The sequence below is a fragment of the Mycobacterium sp. WUMAC-067 genome, assembly GCF_020217485.1.
Classification (GTDB): domain Bacteria; phylum Actinomycetota; class Actinomycetes; order Mycobacteriales; family Mycobacteriaceae; genus Mycobacterium.
In genome coordinates, this window is sequence record NZ_JAEKMI010000175.1 from 1 (window position 1) to 673 (window position 673).

The following is a 673-nucleotide window of genomic DNA, read 5'->3' on the forward strand; positions in this document are numbered from 1 at the left end:
CCGTCGACCCACAGGTACACGTAGTCGACCTGCGAGAGGTCCCTGGTGCCGAAGGCCTTCGCCTCGTCCTGCCACTGGGCCGTGAGCCGGGTGATCGAGGATGCGGACAGTCCGGCGCCGGTGCCGAGGAACTGTTCGAGCGCCGGCCCGAAGTCACTGGTTGACAGGCCGTGCAGGTACAGCAGCGGCAGCACCTCCGATACCTGCTCGGACTTGCGAGCCCAGGCGGGCAGGATCGCCGAGGAGAACCGCTTGCGCTCGCCGGTATCGGGGTCGATCCGCTTGTCGTTCACGCGGGGCGCCTTCACCGCCACCGCACCCGCCGAGGTCACGACCTCACGTTCGGCGTGGTATCCGTTGCGGACCACCAGTCGGTGGCCGTGTTCGTCGACCTCACCGGCATACCGGGCTACATAGTCGGCGACCTCGGCCTGCAACGCCGCGGCCAGCATCTGCCGGGCACCGTCGCGGACGATCTGGTCGAGCAACGACCGGCCCGCACCGGCCGCATTGCGGGTCTCGTTGGAGTCGTCGTTGTTGTCTACTACCGTGAGCACGGGCGTGCCTTCCCGCCAGCGCGCCAACGCTGGTCTTGATCAGAATTCGGATTCCTTGCAGATCATCTTCCGGGAAGGCACGCCCGCCCGGGATCCACAGGTTCTGATCATTGCTC

General features: G+C 66.9%; 1 protein-coding gene. It reads right to left on the reverse strand.

Features of this window, described 5'->3' with window-relative positions; all coding sequences use genetic code 11:
- The coding region (locus tag JF781_RS28090) for a transposase (protein WP_207549630.1) at positions 1-557 on the reverse strand (557 nt) is incomplete at its 3' end.
- Positions 558-673: the final 116 nt, after the last annotated feature.